This window comes from Azospirillum sp. TSH20 (genome assembly GCF_003115935.1).
GTDB lineage: Bacteria > Pseudomonadota > Alphaproteobacteria > Azospirillales > Azospirillaceae > Azospirillum.
The window spans coordinates 16,843-32,384 of record NZ_LGQU01000101.1; the positions used below are offsets into that span (position 1 = coordinate 16,843).

The window sequence follows — 15,542 nt, forward strand, 5'->3', positions numbered from 1 at the left end:
CGGGGGCGGCGGTCAGGCCGCGACGCGCTCTTCCTCTGCGTCCACCGCCACCGGCGGGATCCAGGGGATCAGGTCCCGCCCGGTGTTGGCGAGGCGCCTCGGCTCGATCCGGCCGATGACGCGGGTGCCTTCCTTGGCGATGCGCAGGATGTCGCCGTCCTCCGGAACCAGCGCGCGTTCGACACCGCAAGTGCGGGCGAGGCGGGCGTGGGCCTCCATATGCTCGATGGTGCCATGGACCGGCACGGCGAAGCGGGGGCGGACCAGACCATACATGCGGGCGAGGTCGTCGCGCTTCGGGTGGCCGGAGACATGGACTGGCGCGTCGGCCGGGGTGACGATCTCGACGCCCATGCCGCGCAGATGCGCGTGGATGTCGGCCAGCACCTCCTCGTTGCCGGGGATGGCGCGGGCGGAGAAGATGACGGTGTCACCCTCTTCCAGCCAGAGGTCGCGGTGTTCGTTGCGGGCCAGACGGCTCAGCGCCGCCCGCTCCTCGCCCTGGCTGCCTGTGCACAGGAACACGAGGTTCTCGCGCGGGGTCCAGGAGGCCTCGCGGACATCCATGAAGTCCGGCACATGGTCGAGATAGCCGCAGGCCTGCGCCGCCTTTTCCATGCGCAGCATGGAGCGGCCGACCAGAACCACCTTGCGCCCGACCGCCGCCGCCGCTTCCGCCACCGCGGTCATGCGGGCGACGTTGGAGGCGAAGCCGGTCACGGCGATGGCGCCGGAACGGCCGGCGAAGGCGCCGATCAGGCCGGCGCGGGCGTCGGCCTCGGAGCCGGTGGAACCGGGCACGTCGGCGTTGGTGCTGTCGCACATCATGGCGAGCAGCCCTTCGTCGCCCAGGCGCTTCAGCGCGGCGAAATCGGTGCTGCGGCCGACCAGCGGGTTGGGATCGAACTTCCAGTCGCCAGTGTGCAGGACCGTGCCGGCCGCCGTGCGGATCGCCAGCGACATCGGCTCGGGGATCGAGTGGGTGACGGCGATGGTCTCGATCCGGAAGGGACCGATGGTCAGCGTGTCGCCGATCTCGAAGGTCTGCACCTTGGCGGCGCGGTGGGCGCCCTTTTCCTTCAGCCGGTCCCGGATGATGTGGGAGGCGAAGGGGCTGGCATAGATCGGGCAGCGCAGGCGCGGCCACAGATGGTGGATCGCGCCGATATGGTCCTCGTGCGCATGGGTCACCACGAGGCCGACGACGTCCTGCATCCGCTCTTCGATGAAGGTCGGATCGGCCATCAGGCTGTCGATGCCCGGCGCCTCGTCGCCCATGAAGGCGACGCCGGCGTCGACGATCAGCCATTTGCCGGCGTGGCCGTAGAGCGCCATGTTCATGCCGATGCGGGAACAGCCGCCCAGCGGAAGGAACAGGATCTCATCCTTGCCCGGAACCGGGCCGGTGGGGCCGCCGCCATGGACCGGAATGGTCGCCGGGCGGGAGCCGTCGAAATCGTCACGCGGACGCGGGTTGCGGTTGCGTGCGCGGTTGTTCGGCGCCATCCGGCGCCGCTTTGAATCAAACGTCATGCCTCTGTCGTACGTCTCACTTAGGCCGGCATTCGACGCTGCCGGACGGGCGTGCATCGCTCGTCGATGCGGATCTCGGGGGTGGGAGGGACCCGGCCGGAGGCGCCTTGTCGGCGGCCGTCGGACGGCTGGGATCGGATGCCTCGTGAGGGCTTATGTGGGTAAAGCGGGACGTACGTCAAGGGCGCGCGTAAAAAGTCACACGAAATGGTGGGGCATTGCTGGGATGCGTGGGGGAGTCGGGGGCGCACAGGCGCCCCCGGTGCCCGGTCAATGATTGTCGCGTGGGATCCCCATCGTCTGCGCCACGCGCTGGTACTTGACCGCCGGTTTCAGGACCATGCCCTCGTCCAGCTGGTCGACGATGCCGCGCTGGATTTCCTGCCACGGCGTCTGGGACGGCGGGGCGGGGTAGCCGCCGGCGGCCTCCAGGGCGGCGCGGCGGTCGGCCAGTTCGGCTTCGGAGATCAGGATGTCGGCGCTGCCGCGGCGCAGGTCGATCCGCACGCGGTCGCCCGTGCGCAGAATGCCGAGGTTGCCGCCGGCCGCCGCTTCCGGGGCGGCGTTGAGGATCGAGGGCGAGCCCGAGGTGCCGGACTGGCGGCCGTCGCCGATGCAGGGCAGGGAATGGATGCCCTGCTTGATGAGGTCGGCGGGCGGACGCATGTTCACCACCTCGGCCGCGCCGGGGTAGCCGATGGGGCCGGCGCCGCGGATGACCAGGATGGTGTAGGCGTCGATGCCCAGCGACGGGTCGTCGATGCGGTGGTGGTAGTCCTCCGGCCCATCGAAAACGACGACCTTGGCCTCGAAGGCTTCCGGGTCCTTCGGGTTGGACAGGTAGCGCTCGCGGAACTCGTCGGAGATCACGCTGGTCTTCATGATGGCGGCGTTGAACAGGTTGCCGCGCAGCACGACGAAGCCGGCATTGATCTTCAGCGGATCGTCGATCGGATGGATGACACGGGTGTCGAGGATCTCGGTGTTGCGGCAGTTCTCGCCGATGGTGCGGCCGTTGACGTTGGGGGCGTCCTCGCGGATCAGGCCCCTGGTCATCAGCTGCCCGACCACGGCCGGCACGCCGCCGGCACGATGGAAGTCCTCGCCCAGATATTCGCCGGCCGGCTGGAGGTTGACCAGCAGCGGGATGTCAAGGCCGTGGGTCTGCCAGTCGTCGACCGTCAGCGGCACGCCGATGTGCTTGGCGATGGCGTTGATGTGGATCGGCGCGTTGGTCGAGCCGCCGATGGCCGAGTTGACGACGATGGCGTTGAGGAAGGCGTCGCGGGTCAGGATGTCGGACGGCTTAATGTCCTGGCGCACCATCTCGACGATGCGCTTGCCGGTCTCATAGGCGGCCTGCTGGCGCTCGCGGTAGGGGGCGGGGATGGCGGCGGAGCCGGGGAGCTGCATGCCCAGCACCTCCGCCAGCGAATTCATGGTGGAGGCGGTGCCCATCGTGTTGCAGTAGCCGGTCGAGGGGGCCGAGGAAGCCACCAGCTCGATGAAGCCCTGATAGTCGATCTCGCCGGCCGCCATCATCTGGCGCGCTTTCCACACGATGGTGCCGGAGCCGGTGCGCTCGCCGCGGAACCAGCCGTTCAGCATCGGGCCGACCGACAGGGCGATGGCCGGGATGTTGACGGTCGCCGCCGCCATCAGGCAGGCCGGCGTGGTCTTGTCGCAGCCGATCGTCAGCACCACGCCGTCGAGCGGATAGCCGTGCAGAACCTCGACGAGGCCGAGATAGGCGAGGTTGCGGTCGATGGAGGCGGTCGGCCGCTTGCCGGTTTCCTGGATCGGGTGGACGGGGAACTCGATGGCGATGCCGCCGGCGGTGCGGATGCCCTCGCGCAGGCGTTCGGCCAGCACCAGATGGTGGCGGTTGCAGGGGCTGAGGTCGGACCCGGTCTGGGCGATGCCGATGATCGGCGCGCCGGACTGCAACTCCTCCCGCGTCAGGCCGAAATTCAGGTACCGCTCCAGATAGAGCGCGGTCATGTCGGGGTTGGCGGGGTTGTCGAACCACGCGCGCGAACGCAGCCGACGCCCTGAATCCTGGGCTGAACCGTCGGCATTGGCGGGGAAGGGGGGCTTCGTCTCGGACATATCGGCACCGGTTTCAGGTTGGGGCGCGGAGCGGATGGCTGGGCGCCGGAGTTGGGTTTGTGTTCCGTTGGGTTGGATCAGGCCGCGCGCATGTCGGCCAGGAAGCGCGACACGCAGCCGCGCAGGTCGTCGGCCTCGCCGGACAGGCCGTCGGCGGCGGATTTGACCTGACGCGAGGCGTCGCTGGTGGCCTGGAAGGCGTGGGTCACGCCGGTGATGGTGTCGCGGACATCCTGGGTGCCGCGGGCGGCGAGCTGGATGCTGCCGCTGATCTCCTGGGTGGCGGCCCGCTGCTCGCCGATGGCGCTGGCGATGGTGGTGGAGACCTCGTTGACCTCGCCGATCACCTTGGTGATCTCGGTGATGGCGCCGGCCGCCTCGCTGCTGACGCGCTGGACGGCGGCGATCTGGGTCTCGATCTCCTCGGTCGCCTTCGCCGTCTGGGCGGCGAGGCTCTTGACCTCGTTCGCCACCACGGCGAAGCCGCGCCCCGCCTCGCCGGCCCGTGCCGCCTCGATGGTGGCGTTCAGCGCCAGCAGGTTGGTCTGGGCGGCGATGGAGCCGATCAACTGCACCACGTCGCCGATCTGGCGGGCGACGCCGGTCAGGCTGCGCACCGTCTCGTCGGTGATGCGGGCGATGCCGACCGCCTGCTCGGTCACCTGGGCGCTGTGGGCGACATGCTGGCTGATCGCGGCGATGGAGACGGCCAGTTCCTCGGCGGCGGCGGCCACCGTCTCGACGCTGCCGGTGGTCTCGCCGGAGGTGCGGACGGCGTCGCCGGCCAGCCGGCTGGTCTCGTCGGTGGTCGACTGGATGGAGTGGGCGGTCGATTGCAGCTGGGTGGCTGCGCTGGCGACGCGGCCCAGCGTGCTTTCCACCATGCGCTCGAACTCCTGGGTCAGGCGGTCGATGCGCTCGCCGCGGCGGACGCGGGTCTCATGCTCGGCGGCCTTGTCGGCGGCCATGCGGTCGGCCTCGATCAGGCCGGCCTGGAAGACCTGCACCGCCTTGGCCATGCCGCCGATCTCGTCGCGGCGGTCGAGGCCGGGGATGGCGACGGAGCGGTCGCCGCCGGCCAGCCGGGTCATGGCGTCGGTCATGGCGACCACCGGGCGCGACAGGCTGCGGGCGATCAGCACCGCCGCGGCAAGGCCGAGGATCAGGCCGGCGGCCGAGGCGAGCATCATCGCACTGCGGTAGCCGGCGATGTCGGCGGTGGTGTCGGCGCGCAGCTGCTGTTCGTCGGCGATGCCCTGGTCGGTCAGGGCGCGGGCCTGCTCGCCGATGGCGGTACCGAGCGGGGTGAGGGTGCCGGTGACCAGCCCGTCACGGCGCTGCGTCGTCTCCACCAGCCGGTCGAAGCCGGCGGCATAGCCGTCGAGCGTCTTCAGGAAGGCGGCGACCAGCCCGCGCAGGGCCGGGTCGGTCAGCGTCTTCGCCATGGTGTCGCCATTCTGGGCGGCGGTCTTCAGTTCGGTCTTCGTCGCGGTGGCGAGGCCGGCCGTGCCCTCCCCCTGGAAGCGGGCGGCGACGGTGCGGGCGGCCTGGACATGCATCGCCGCCTGGGCCGCGAGGTTCAGGGCGTCGACATTGCCGCTGTTCTTGGCGTTGGTCAGGATGGTGCTGAGCATGGTCTGCAGCTTCGACCCGAACTTCGCCACCTCGGCCACCGCCTCGCTGCGCTGGGCATGGGCGGCGCGGACGGCGGCGAAGCTGTCGCCATATTGGGCGACGCGGGCCTTCATCTGCTGGACCGCCGCGGTGTCGCCGCTGCCATTGAGGCGCTGGTCGACGGCGGCGACCAGAGCGGCGGCCTCCGCCGCCAGCGAGATGACGGCATCGGCATCCTCGTCGCGGCCGTTCAGCAGGAAGGCAGTGGTCTTCAGGCGCATGTCCAGCATCAGCGTCTGCATGCGGCCGAGATCGACCACCTGTTCCGCCAGCACGCCGTTGCGGCGCACCACCGTTTCCGTCTCCGACAGGGCGTTGATGCCCACCCCGGCGACGGCGGCGAGGAACAGCAGGATTCCGGCGCTGCCGGCGGTGATCCGGTGGCCGATGCGGGTGCCGATTTGCACGCGGGTGGCGATGGACATGCGGGGAACCTCCCTGTTGCCGGACCCTCTTCCGGGGCCTTCTACCAGTCGAAGGAGTCGGTGCGGTGCCAGCGCCCGACCATGCAGGCGTCGGCGACCAGCGACAGCGGACGGGCATCGACGTCGCTCGCCCCTTCGCCGATCAACCGGTGGAAATGGCGATAGATGCGCTGGTATTCGGTGTCGGGCTCGGCCAGGACCGGGACGCCGTCCACCAGCAGGCGGGTGCCGCCATGGGTGAGGTCGAGGCGTCCGTCGGCCGTGTCGATGACGATGGACCAGGTCTGCTCGCCCTGCTGGAGGAAGTCGAAATCGGCGGTGACGCGGCCGATGCGGGAACCGGGGGCCGCACTCATCTCCAGCGTCGCGGCGATCGGCGTGTCGCGGTTTGCCGGCACATGCAGGTCGGCGGAACGGACGAAGACCGGGGCGGGCAGGATGTCGGTCAGGATCGACAGGGCGTTGATGCCGGGATCGAAGACGCCGAAGCCGCCGGCCGCGAAGATCCAGTCCTGGCCCGGATGCCAGCGCCGCACATCCTCCTTCCAGGTGATGGCGACGCTGCGGATGTCGGTGTCCGCCAACCGGCGGCGGGTCTCCTCGACCGCCGGGTTGAACTGCGAATGCCAGGCGGTGAACAGCGTGCGGCGGGCGGCATCGGCCTCCGCCACCAGATCGTGAAGCTCCGACAGGGTGGCGGCGGGGGGCTTCTCGATCAGCACATGCTTGCCGGCGCGCAGGGCCTCCACCGTCAGCCCGTGGCGGACGGCGGGCGGGGTGCAGAGCGCCACGGCGTCGAGGGCGGGCAGGGCTGCCAGCATCTCCGCCTGGGAGCGGAAGGTCGGCACGCCTTCGGTGCCGGCGCCGTCCGGGCTGACCACGGCCGCCAGTTGGAACAGGCCGGTGGCGGCAATGGCCGGGATGTGCTGGTCGCGGGCGATCTTGCCCAAGCCGACGAGACCGAGGGTGGGGAGCGTCATGGCGGTTAGTCCGGTCGGGGCCGAAAGCCTCAGGCCTTGCCCTTGTTGTAGACGTCGAAGCAGACGGCGGCGAGCAGCACCAGACCCTTGATGACCTGCTGCCAGTCGATGCCGATGCCGACGATCGACATGCCGTTGTTCATCACGCCCATGATGAAGGCGCCGATCACCGCACCGGTCACCCGGCCGACGCCGCCCGAAGCCGAGGCGCCGCCGATGAAGCAGGCGGCGATCACGTCCAGCTCGAACGAGACGCCGGCCTTCGGCGTGGCGGTGTTGAGGCGGGCGGCGAAGATCAGGCCGGCGAGTGCGGCCAGCACGCCCATGTTCACGAAGGTGTAGAAGGACAGGCGGCGGGTATCGATGCCCGACAGCTTGGCCGCCTTCTCGTTGCCGCCCAGCGCGTAGATGCGCCGGCCGATGGTGGTGTCGCGGGTGACGAAGGCGTAGAGGCCGATCAGCAGCGCCATGATGATGAGGACGTTCGGCAGCCCTTTGTAGGTCGCCAGCAGCCAGCCGACATAGGAGACCACGGCGAACAGCCCGGCGCTCTTCAGCACGAACAGGACCAGCGGCTCCTGCTCGATGGCGAAGCGGTGGCGGCGGATGCGGGCGGCGACGCTGAAGGCGATCAGGATGGCCGGCGTCGCGATGCTCAGCAGAAGAGTGGTGGTGTGGAAGCCGGTGGTGCCGAAGATGTCCGGAATGAAGCCGGAGCTGAGGCGCTGGAACTCCACCGGGAAGGGACCGACGGACTGGCCGGCCAGCAGCGCGAGGCTGAGGCCGCGGAAGACCAGCATGCCGGCCAGCGTCACGATGAAGGACGGGATGCGGAAATAGGCGACCCAGTACCCTTGTGCCGCGCCGATGGCGGCGCCCGCGATCAGGCTGACGATGGCGGTGGGGACGAAGTGCCAGTGGAACTGCACCATCAGGATGGCGGCCAGCGCGCCGATGAAGCCGACGATGGACCCGACCGACAGGTCGATGTGCCCGGCGACGATCACCAGCAGCATGCCCAGCGCCATGATGACGATGTAGCTGTTCTGCAGGACGAGGTTGGTCAGGTTCAGCGGCTGCAGCAGCGTGCCGTTGGTCATGTATTGGAAGAACGCCACGATCGCCAGCAGCGAGATCAGCATGCCGTAATCGCGCATGTGGCTCTTCAGGAACTTGGCCATCGAAGCCTGGCGGGACGGCGCGGCGGGCATGTTCAGTTCGGCGCTCATTGCAGGGACTCCCGGACGGCTGCTGCCGGAGAATTGACCGGAGAATTGGCTGGTGATCTGGAGGCGGACGACATGATGGCGTGCATGATCTTTTCCTGGCTGGCTTCCGCCGCCGGCATCTCGGCGACCAGCGCGCCTTCGTTCATCACGTAGATGCGGTCGGCGACACCCAGAAGCTCCGGCAGTTCCGAGGAGATCAGGATGACGCCGCGGCCCTCGGCCACCAGCTGGTTGACGATGGTGTAGATTTCATATTTGGCGCCGACGTCGATGCCGCGGGTCGGTTCGTCCAGGATCAGAACCTGCGGGTCGGCGAACAGCCATTTGCTGAGCACGACCTTCTGCTGGTTGCCGCCGGACAGGTTGACCGTCTGCTGGAACACGTCGGAGCAGCGTATGCGCAGGCGGCGGCGGAAATCGTTGGCGACCTCGATCTCGCGCTCGTGGTGGATGACGCCGCGCTTGGCGACGCCGTCCAGCTTGGCCAGCGTCACGTTGTGGCGGATGTCGTTGTCCAGCACGAGGCCGTAATGCTTGCGGTCCTCTGTGGCGTAGGCCAGCCCGCTGTCCATCGCCTTGCGGATGGTCGACACGTCGATCTCGCGCCCGGCGAGGAAGGCCTTGCCGCGGATGTTGCGGCCGTAAGAGCGGCCGAACAGGCTCATGGCGAATTCGGTGCGGCCGGCGCCCATCAGCCCGGCGATGCCCACCACCTCGCCCCGGCGGACATGCAGGTCGATGTCGCGCACGACGCGGCGGCCGGGATGGATCGGGTGGTCGGCGCTCCAGCCCTTCACCTCGAACAGGATGTCGCCGGGGTTGCTGGTGCGGCGGGGATAGCGGTCGGCAAGGTCGCGGCCGACCATGCCCTTGATGATGCGGTCCTGGCTGATGGGTCCGTCGTGGCAGTCCAGCGTCTCCACCGTGGTGCCGTCGCGCAGGATGGTGACGCGGTCGGCGACCTTGGCGATCTCGTTCAGCTTGTGCGAGATCAGGATGGAGGAGATGCCCTGTTCCTTGAAGCGCAGCAGCAGGGCCAGCAGGGCGTCGCTGTCGCTTTCGTTCAGGCTGGCCGTCGGCTCGTCCAGGATCAGCAGCTTGACCTCCTTGGACAGGGCCTTGGCGATCTCCACCAGCTGCTGCTTGCCGACGCCGATGTCGGTGATGAGGGTTTCCGGCGAATCGGTCAGGCCGACCGTGCGCAGGAGTTCGCGCGCGCGGGCCGTGGCGGCGATCCAGTCGATCCGGCCGCGTTTGGCCTGCTCGTTGCCGAGAAACAGGTTCTCGGTGATCGACAGCAGCGGAACCAGCGCCAGTTCCTGGTGGATGATGATGATGCCCAGCTTCTCGCTGTCGGCGATGCTGCGAAAGGCGACGGGCTGGCCGCGGAAGCGGATTTCGCCCTCGTAGGTGCCGTGCGGATAGACGCCGCTGAGCACCTTCATCAGCGTCGATTTGCCGGCGCCGTTCTCGCCGATCAGCGCGTGGATCTCTCCCTCGCGGACCGAGAGATTGACGTTGTCGAGCGCCTTGACGCCCGGGAACGTCTTGGTGATGCCGCGCATCTCAAGAATGCTGTCCATGGATAAACCCTCGATCGCCGATCCTGCCGCCCGATCCGCTGTTGGACGGGGCGCGGGGGGAGGGCGCCGGTCGGCAGCCCCCACCCCGCGCCGTTCACTCACTTGATCTGCGATTCCTTGTAATAGCCGCTGTCGACCAGGATCTGCTTCCAGTTGGAGGCGTCGACGCTGACCGGCTTCAGCAGATAGGAGGGAACCACCTTCTTGCCGTTGTCGTAGGTCTTGGTGTCGTTGACCTGCGGCTTGCGGCCGGCCAGCAGGTCGTCGACCATGCCCACCGTGACCTTCGCCAGTTCGCGGGTGTCCTTGAAGACGGTGGAGCGCTGCTCGCCCGCCAGGATCGACTTGACCGACGGCACCTCGGCGTCCTGGCCGGTGACGACCGGCATCGGCTGCTGCGGGGTGCCATAGCCGACACCCTTCAGCGACGAGATGATGCCGATGCTGAGCCCGTCATAGGGCGACAGCACGGCGTCCAGCTTCTTGTCGCCGTAATAGGCGCTGAGCAGGTTGTCCATGCGGGCCTGGGCGACGGCGCCGTCCCAGCGCAGGGTGGACACCTTGTCCATGCCGATCTGGCCGCTCTGCACCTTCAGCTTGCCGCTGTCGATGTAGGGCTGAAGCACCGACATGGCGCCGTTGTAGAAGAAGTAGGCGTTGTTGTCGTCGGGCGAGCCGCCGAACAGCTCGATGTTGAACGGACCCTTGCCGTCCTTGAGGCCGAGAGCCTTCTCGATGTAGGAGGCCTGGAGGACGCCGACCTGGAAGTTGTCGAAGGTGGCGTAGTAATCGACGTTGGGCGAATTGCGGATCAGGCGGTCGTAGGCGATGACCTTGACGCCCTGTTCCGCCGCCTTCTGCAGCACGTCGGTCAGCGTCGTCCCGTCGATGGCGGCGATCACCAGAACCTTGTCGTTCTTGGTGACCATGTTCTCGATCTGGGCGAGCTGGTTGGGGATGTCGTCCTCTGCATATTGCAGATCGGTCTTGTATCCCTTTTCCTGGAAATACTTGACCATGTTGTTGCCGTCGTCGATCCAGCGCGCCGACGACTTGGTCGGCATGGCGATGCCGACGGTCGGCTTGTCCTGGGCCATGGCCGGGACGAGAGCGCTGGTGGCGACGAGCAGTCCGACGGCGAGGCCGGCGAACTTGGAGCTGAAAGAAGACCCTTTAGGAGACGACATGGACCGGAATCCTCCCCGTTACTGCGGCACGCGATACGCCGCCCCCGCGTTCTGTGGCGCGGATGGCGTCGGACGCGATGGTTTGTGTCCCTAGCAATCCTCCGTTTTCCCATAACTGTCAAATATGATTATTCGGCAAATCGATATGCATTTAGGTATCGGCCGTCACATCGCTCAGGCGGTGGCCGACATCAGGCGCATCTTGAGCTCCGACGCCGCGCGCACCGCCGACAGCACGGTGCGGGCGCCGGGCGACAGCGGCCGGTCCTTCAGCCAGAAGATGCCGTAGGGTTCGACGCTGAAGCGCTTGTGGAAGGGCATGATGGCGCAGCAGCCGCTGGGCGAGAACACCTGGGCCAGCGCGCGGGCGAAGACGGTGATCGACTCGGTTTCCGCCACCATCGCCATCGAAATGACGGGAGAGGCGCTTTCGATCACCCGGTGCGGTAGCCGGGCGCCTTCGGCCCGGAACAGCGCCTCCACCCGGTCGCGCAGCAGCGTGCCGACCGGCTGCAGGATCCAGGTGGCGTCGGACAGGTCGGCGGCGGTCAGCGGACGGCCCAGCTGCAGAAGGGGGTTGCCCTCGCGGCAGATGAAGCACAGCTCCTCGCTGCTGATTTCCTGATATTCGAAGGCGGTGGGGTCGAAATGGCCGGGCAGGCGGCCGATGGCGAAATCCATCACCCCCTGATGGACGCGGTCGGCCAGAACGTCGCTGGTCTCCACCGCCACCGCGACCTTCAGGTTGGGATGCTCGCGGGTCAGGCTGCTGATGACCGGCACCACCAGCTCCACCGCCGGAGCCATCACCGTGCCGATCGACACCCGGCCGCTGTGGCCGGCGAGCAGGGCGTTCAGCTCCTCCCCCGTCTCCTGCAGCTCGCTGAGGATCATCCGGGCGTGGCGGATCATGAGGCTGCCGTACCAGTTCGGCTCGATGCCGCGGCCATGGCGGTCGAACAGCTCGATGCCCAGCGTTTCCTCCAGGTCGCCCAGCAGTTTGGAGGCGGCGGGCTGCGACATGTTCAGGCTGGCGGCGGCGCGGTGCAGGTTGCGGTGTTCGTCGAGCGCCGCGAACAGCTGGAGATGGCGCAGCTTCAGCCGTGCCTTCTGGAACCAGTTCGGTGAAAAGCGTTGCGGGGTCAAGGGGGTATGCCTCCGGTGGGGCAGCGGCGCCGGGATCGGAAATGCCGGGATACGACATTTGATATCGCAAACGCCGATCTTCATATTGGACGATTATCAAGTGGCCCCTTATCGTTTGGGCCGTCAACAAATTTTGAAAAGGCCGCCAGCGAATGGCGGTCCGCCAGGGTGAGGGGTCGAGCGGTATGGCGCAGGAAGCGCGTTGCGTCTGGCAGGCTCGGGCGCTGCTGGGGGAAGGTCCGCTCTGGTCCTCGCGGCAGGATGCCGTCTATTTCGTCGATATCCGCGGCTCCCGCATCCTGCGCCACGGCCTGTCCGATGGTTCGCAGGCGGGATGGGACCTGGATGACGCCGCCTGCTGGCTGGTGGAGAGCGCCGATGGCGACGGCTTCATCGCCGGGCTGCGCTCGCGCCGGGTGGTCCGGCTGCGGCTGGAGCCGGGACAGGCGGCGGTTGCCGAAGAGATTGCGCGGATCGAGCCGGACATGCCGGGCAACCGCCTGAACGACGGCAAGGCCGACCGTCAGGGCCGGCTGTGGGTCGGCAGCATGGACGATGCGGAGGAGGCGCCGGCCGGCAGCTTCTACCGCATCGACGCCGACGGCTCGGTCACCCGGGTCGATCAGGGCTACACCGTCGCCAACGGGCCGGCGCTGTCGCCGGACGGCGGGACGATCTACCACACCGACAGCGCGGCGCGGACGGTCTATGCCTTCGACATCGATGCCGGCGGCGGCCTGTCGGGCAAGCGCGTCCACATCCGCTTCACCGAGGCCGACGGCTATCCAGACGGCATGACCTGCGACGCCGAGGGCGGGCTGTGGATCGCCCATTGGGACGGCGCGCGCGTCAGCCGCTTCCGTCCCGACGGGACGCTGGACTGCGTGATCGCGCTGCCGGTGTCCCGCGTCACCTCCTGCGTCTTCGCCGGTCCGGATCTGGACCGGATGTTCATCACCACCGCGGCGCATGGCCGGGACGAGGAACCGCTGGCAGGATCGCTGTTCGAGTGCGATCCGGGCGTGCGCGGCCTTCCCTGCGGCCAATTCGGAAACCCGTTGCGCTGACTGTCGCCAAGATTTCGAGGAAGGACCTTACCGCCATGCCGTCCAGCGCACGCCCCTATCGCGGCGTCTTCCCCGTCGTCCCCACCATCTTCACCGAAGCGGGAGAGCTGGACCTCGACGGTCAGAAGCGCTGCGTCGACTTCATGATCGATGCCGGCTCCAGCGGCCTGTGCATCCTCGCCAACTTCTCCGAGCAGTTCGTGCTGACCGACGACGAGCGGACGGTGCTGATGGAGACGATGCTGGCCCATGTCGCCGGCCGGGTGCCGGTGATCGTCACCACCACCCATTTCAGCACCCGCGCCTGCGCCGAGCGCAGCCGCCGCGCCCAGGATCTCGGGGCCGCGATGGTGATGGTGATGCCGCCCTACCACGGCGCCACCATCCGCGTGCCGGAGGCCGGCATCGTCGAGTTCTTCCAGCGCGTTTCGGACGCCATCGACATCCCGATCATGATCCAGGACGCGCCGGTCAGCGGCACCGCACTGTCCGCGCCTCTGCTGGCGCGGATGGCGCGGGAGATCGCCAACGTCTCCTATTTCAAGATCGAGGTGCCGCAGGCGGCGGCGAAGCTGCGGACGCTGATCGAGCTGGGCGGCGACGCCATCGAAGGCCCCTGGGACGGCGAGGAGGCGATCACGCTGCTGGCCGACCTCGACGCCGGGGCGACCGGGGCGATGACCGGCGGCGGCTATCCCGACGGCATCCGGCAGATCCTCGATCCGTATCTGGCGGGCGACCGCGAGGCGGCGGTGGCGGCCTATGGGCGCTGGCTGCCGCTGATCAATCACGAGAACCGCCAGTGCGGCATCGCCACCGCGAAAATCCTGATGAAGGAGGGCGGCGTCATCAAGTCCGACGCGATGCGCCACCCGCTGGCCGGTCCGCACCCGATGAGCCGCGAGGGGTTGCTGGACGCGGCAAGGCGGCTCGATCCGCTGGTGCTGCGCTGGGGGCGGTAGGTCGTCGCGACGGGTGCCCCCTCCCCATCCCTCCCCCGCCTTTGGCGGGAGAGGGGGCAGGAGCTTTGCGGGGGTTCAGTAAAGGATGGCGGCAGTCCCCTCTCCCGCGATCGGATCGGCCTTCGGCCGACCGAGGGCGGGGGAGGGTTAGGGAGGGGGCAAAACGCCCCGACGAAGGAGACATCATGACCATCACCGGCGAGATGCTGATCGGCGCGAGCGCCCACCGCGGCGCCCAGGGCGAGTTCCGCGCCGTCGACCCCGCCACCGGCGAGGTGCTGGAGCCCGTCTTCGGCGGCGGCGGCGCGGCAGAGGTGGAGCGCGCCTGCGCCCTGGCCCGGGCCGCCTTCGACAGCTTCCGCGAGACCGGCCTGGAGCAGCGCGCGACCTTCCTCGAAACGGTCGCCCAGAACATCCTCGACATCGGCGACGACCTCATCACCCGCGCCATGGCCGAATCCGGCCTGCCGCGCCCCCGGCTGGAGGGCGAGCGTGGCCGCACCGTCGGCCAGCTCCGCCTGTTCGCCCAGGTCGTCCGCGAGGGCAGCTGGATCGAGGCCCGCATCGACCCGGCCCTGCCGGCGCGCACGCCGCTGCCCCGATCCGACATCCGCCAGCGCCACATCGCGCTGGGGCCGGTCGCGGTGTTCGGCGCGTCCAACTTCCCGCTCGCCTTCTCGGTGGCCGGTGGCGACACGGCCTCGGCCTTCGCCGCCGGCTGCCCGGTGGTGGTGAAGGGCCATGGCGCCCATCCCGGCACGTCGGAGCTGGTCGGCCGCGCCATCCAGGCGGCGGTCGCCTCCTGCGGCCTGCATGAGGGCGTCTTCTCCCTGCTGTTCGGCACCGGCAACGAGATCGGCACGGCGCTGGTCGCCGACCCGCGGATCAAGGCGGTCGGCTTCACCGGCTCGCGCCGCGGCGGGCTGGCGCTGATGGAGGTGGCGTCCAGGCGGCCGGAGCCAATCCCCGTCTATGCCGAGATGAGCAGCATCAACCCGGTCTTCCTGATGCCGGCGGCGCTGGCGTCACGGGCCGAGGCTCTGGGCAAGGCGTTCGTCGCCTCGCTGACCATGGGCGCCGGGCAGTTCTGCACCAACCCCGGCATCCTGCTGAGCGTCGAAGGGTCGGACCTCGACCGCTTCGTCGATGCTGCGGTTGCGGCTCTCGGCGGCAGCCCGGCCTCGACCATGCTGACGCCGGGCATCCACGCCGCCTATGACGCCGGCGTCGCCAAGCTGGCCGGCAGCGGCGAGGTGACGGCTCTGGCGCGCGGGCTGGCCTGCAGCGGGCCGAACCAGGCGCAGGCCGCCTTCTTCAGCACCACGGCCGACGCCTTCCTCGCCGACACCGAGTTGCAGGAGGAGGTGTTCGGCGCCGCCTCGCTGCTGATCCGCTGTAAGGACGTGGCGGCGATGAAGGCGGTGGCGGAAAAGCTGGAGGGTCAGCTGACGGCGACCTTGCAGATGGATGCGGAGGACAAGGGCGCGGTGGCGGGTCTGATCCCGACGCTGGAGCGAAAGGCTGGCCGCATCCTGGCGAACGGCTGGCCTACGGGGGTGGAGGTCTGCCACGCGATGGTGCATGGCGGCCCGTTCCCGGCGACCTCGGACCCGCGCAGCACCTCGGTCGGCACGCTGGCGATCCGCC

11 protein-coding genes are annotated in these 15,542 nt (G+C 68.7%); 3 read left to right on the forward strand and 8 right to left on the reverse strand.

Annotation, left to right across the window (positions count from 1 at the left end; translation table 11 throughout):
• Nucleotides 1–12: 12 nt before the first annotated feature.
• The 8 genes from TSH20_RS24835 to TSH20_RS24870 form a co-directional block, all read right to left on the reverse strand.
• Nucleotides 13–1,533, reverse strand: a complete 1,521-nt coding sequence (locus TSH20_RS24835) for a ribonuclease J (RefSeq protein ID WP_247871342.1) — start codon at nucleotides 1,531–1,533, stop codon at nucleotides 13–15.
• A gap of 270 nt (nucleotides 1,534–1,803) precedes the next feature.
• A complete protein-coding gene (locus TSH20_RS24840; RefSeq protein WP_109156358.1) occupies nucleotides 1,804–3,642 on the reverse strand; it encodes an IlvD/Edd family dehydratase in 1,839 nt (612 codons plus the stop codon).
• A 77-nt stretch (nucleotides 3,643–3,719) separates the two neighbouring features.
• Nucleotides 3,720–5,741, reverse strand: a complete 2,022-nt coding sequence (locus tag TSH20_RS24845; RefSeq protein WP_109156359.1) for a methyl-accepting chemotaxis protein — start codon at nucleotides 5,739–5,741, stop codon at nucleotides 3,720–3,722.
• A 41-nt stretch (nucleotides 5,742–5,782) separates the two neighbouring features.
• Nucleotides 5,783–6,721: a Gfo/Idh/MocA family oxidoreductase gene (locus tag TSH20_RS24850; protein ID WP_109156360.1), complete on the reverse strand. Its 939-nt coding sequence runs from the start codon at nucleotides 6,719–6,721 to the stop codon at nucleotides 5,783–5,785.
• A 29-nt stretch (nucleotides 6,722–6,750) separates the two neighbouring features.
• Nucleotides 6,751–7,950, reverse strand: coding sequence for a multiple monosaccharide ABC transporter permease (mmsB, locus tag TSH20_RS24855; protein WP_109156361.1), 1,200 nt, complete (start codon nucleotides 7,948–7,950; stop codon nucleotides 6,751–6,753).
• On the reverse strand, nucleotides 7,947–9,533 hold the full coding sequence (gene mmsA, locus TSH20_RS24860) for a multiple monosaccharide ABC transporter ATP-binding protein (protein ID WP_109156362.1): 1,587 nt from the start codon (nucleotides 9,531–9,533) through the stop codon (nucleotides 7,947–7,949). The genes mmsB and mmsA overlap by 4 nt, the downstream gene beginning before the upstream one ends.
• 98 nt (nucleotides 9,534–9,631) lie before the next feature.
• Nucleotides 9,632–10,720 (reverse strand): multiple monosaccharide ABC transporter substrate-binding protein, encoded by a 1,089-nt coding sequence (gene chvE / locus TSH20_RS24865; protein WP_109156363.1) that lies wholly within the window; start codon nucleotides 10,718–10,720, stop codon nucleotides 9,632–9,634.
• Between the two features lie 174 nt (nucleotides 10,721–10,894).
• The gene (locus TSH20_RS24870) at nucleotides 10,895–11,866 is read right to left on the reverse strand and encodes a LysR family transcriptional regulator (protein WP_109156364.1); all 972 of its coding nucleotides are present in this window, start codon (nucleotides 11,864–11,866) and stop codon (nucleotides 10,895–10,897) included.
• A 152-nt stretch (nucleotides 11,867–12,018) separates the two neighbouring features.
• Here TSH20_RS24870 and TSH20_RS24875 point away from each other — a divergent pair, with 152 nt between their 5' ends.
• The 3 genes from TSH20_RS24875 to TSH20_RS24885 form a co-directional block, all read left to right on the forward strand.
• On the forward strand, nucleotides 12,019–12,933 hold the full coding sequence (locus TSH20_RS24875; RefSeq protein ID WP_247871343.1) for an SMP-30/gluconolactonase/LRE family protein: 915 nt from the start codon (nucleotides 12,019–12,021) through the stop codon (nucleotides 12,931–12,933).
• A 35-nt stretch (nucleotides 12,934–12,968) separates the two neighbouring features.
• Nucleotides 12,969–13,895, forward strand: a complete 927-nt coding sequence (locus TSH20_RS24880) for a dihydrodipicolinate synthase family protein (RefSeq protein ID WP_109156366.1) — start codon at nucleotides 12,969–12,971, stop codon at nucleotides 13,893–13,895.
• A 185-nt stretch (nucleotides 13,896–14,080) separates the two neighbouring features.
• Nucleotides 14,081–15,542, forward strand: a 1,462-nt coding sequence (locus TSH20_RS24885) for an aldehyde dehydrogenase (NADP(+)) (RefSeq protein WP_109492997.1), incomplete at its 3' end; no start/stop codon positions are given.

Excerpts from the sequence above, each read along its gene's own strand:
- TSH20_RS24835 (WP_247871342.1), bottom strand. The coding sequence starts at position 1,533 with ATGACGTTTGATTCAAAGCGGCGCCGGATGGCGCCGAACAACCGCGCA.
- TSH20_RS24840 (WP_109156358.1), bottom strand. The coding sequence starts at position 3,642 with ATGTCCGAGACGAAGCCCCCCTTCCCCGCCAATGCCGACGGTTCAGCC.
- TSH20_RS24845 (WP_109156359.1), bottom strand. The coding sequence starts at position 5,741 with ATGTCCATCGCCACCCGCGTGCAAATCGGCACCCGCATCGGCCACCGG.
- TSH20_RS24850 (WP_109156360.1), bottom strand. The coding sequence starts at position 6,721 with ATGACGCTCCCCACCCTCGGTCTCGTCGGCTTGGGCAAGATCGCCCGC.
- mmsB (WP_109156361.1), bottom strand. The coding sequence starts at position 7,950 with ATGAGCGCCGAACTGAACATGCCCGCCGCGCCGTCCCGCCAGGCTTCG.
- mmsA (WP_109156362.1), bottom strand. The coding sequence starts at position 9,533 with ATGGACAGCATTCTTGAGATGCGCGGCATCACCAAGACGTTCCCGGGC.
- chvE (WP_109156363.1), bottom strand. The coding sequence starts at position 10,720 with ATGTCGTCTCCTAAAGGGTCTTCTTTCAGCTCCAAGTTCGCCGGCCTC.
- TSH20_RS24875 (WP_247871343.1), top strand. The coding sequence starts at position 12,019 with ATGGCGGTCCGCCAGGGTGAGGGGTCGAGCGGTATGGCGCAGGAAGCG.
- TSH20_RS24880 (WP_109156366.1), top strand. The coding sequence starts at position 12,969 with ATGCCGTCCAGCGCACGCCCCTATCGCGGCGTCTTCCCCGTCGTCCCC.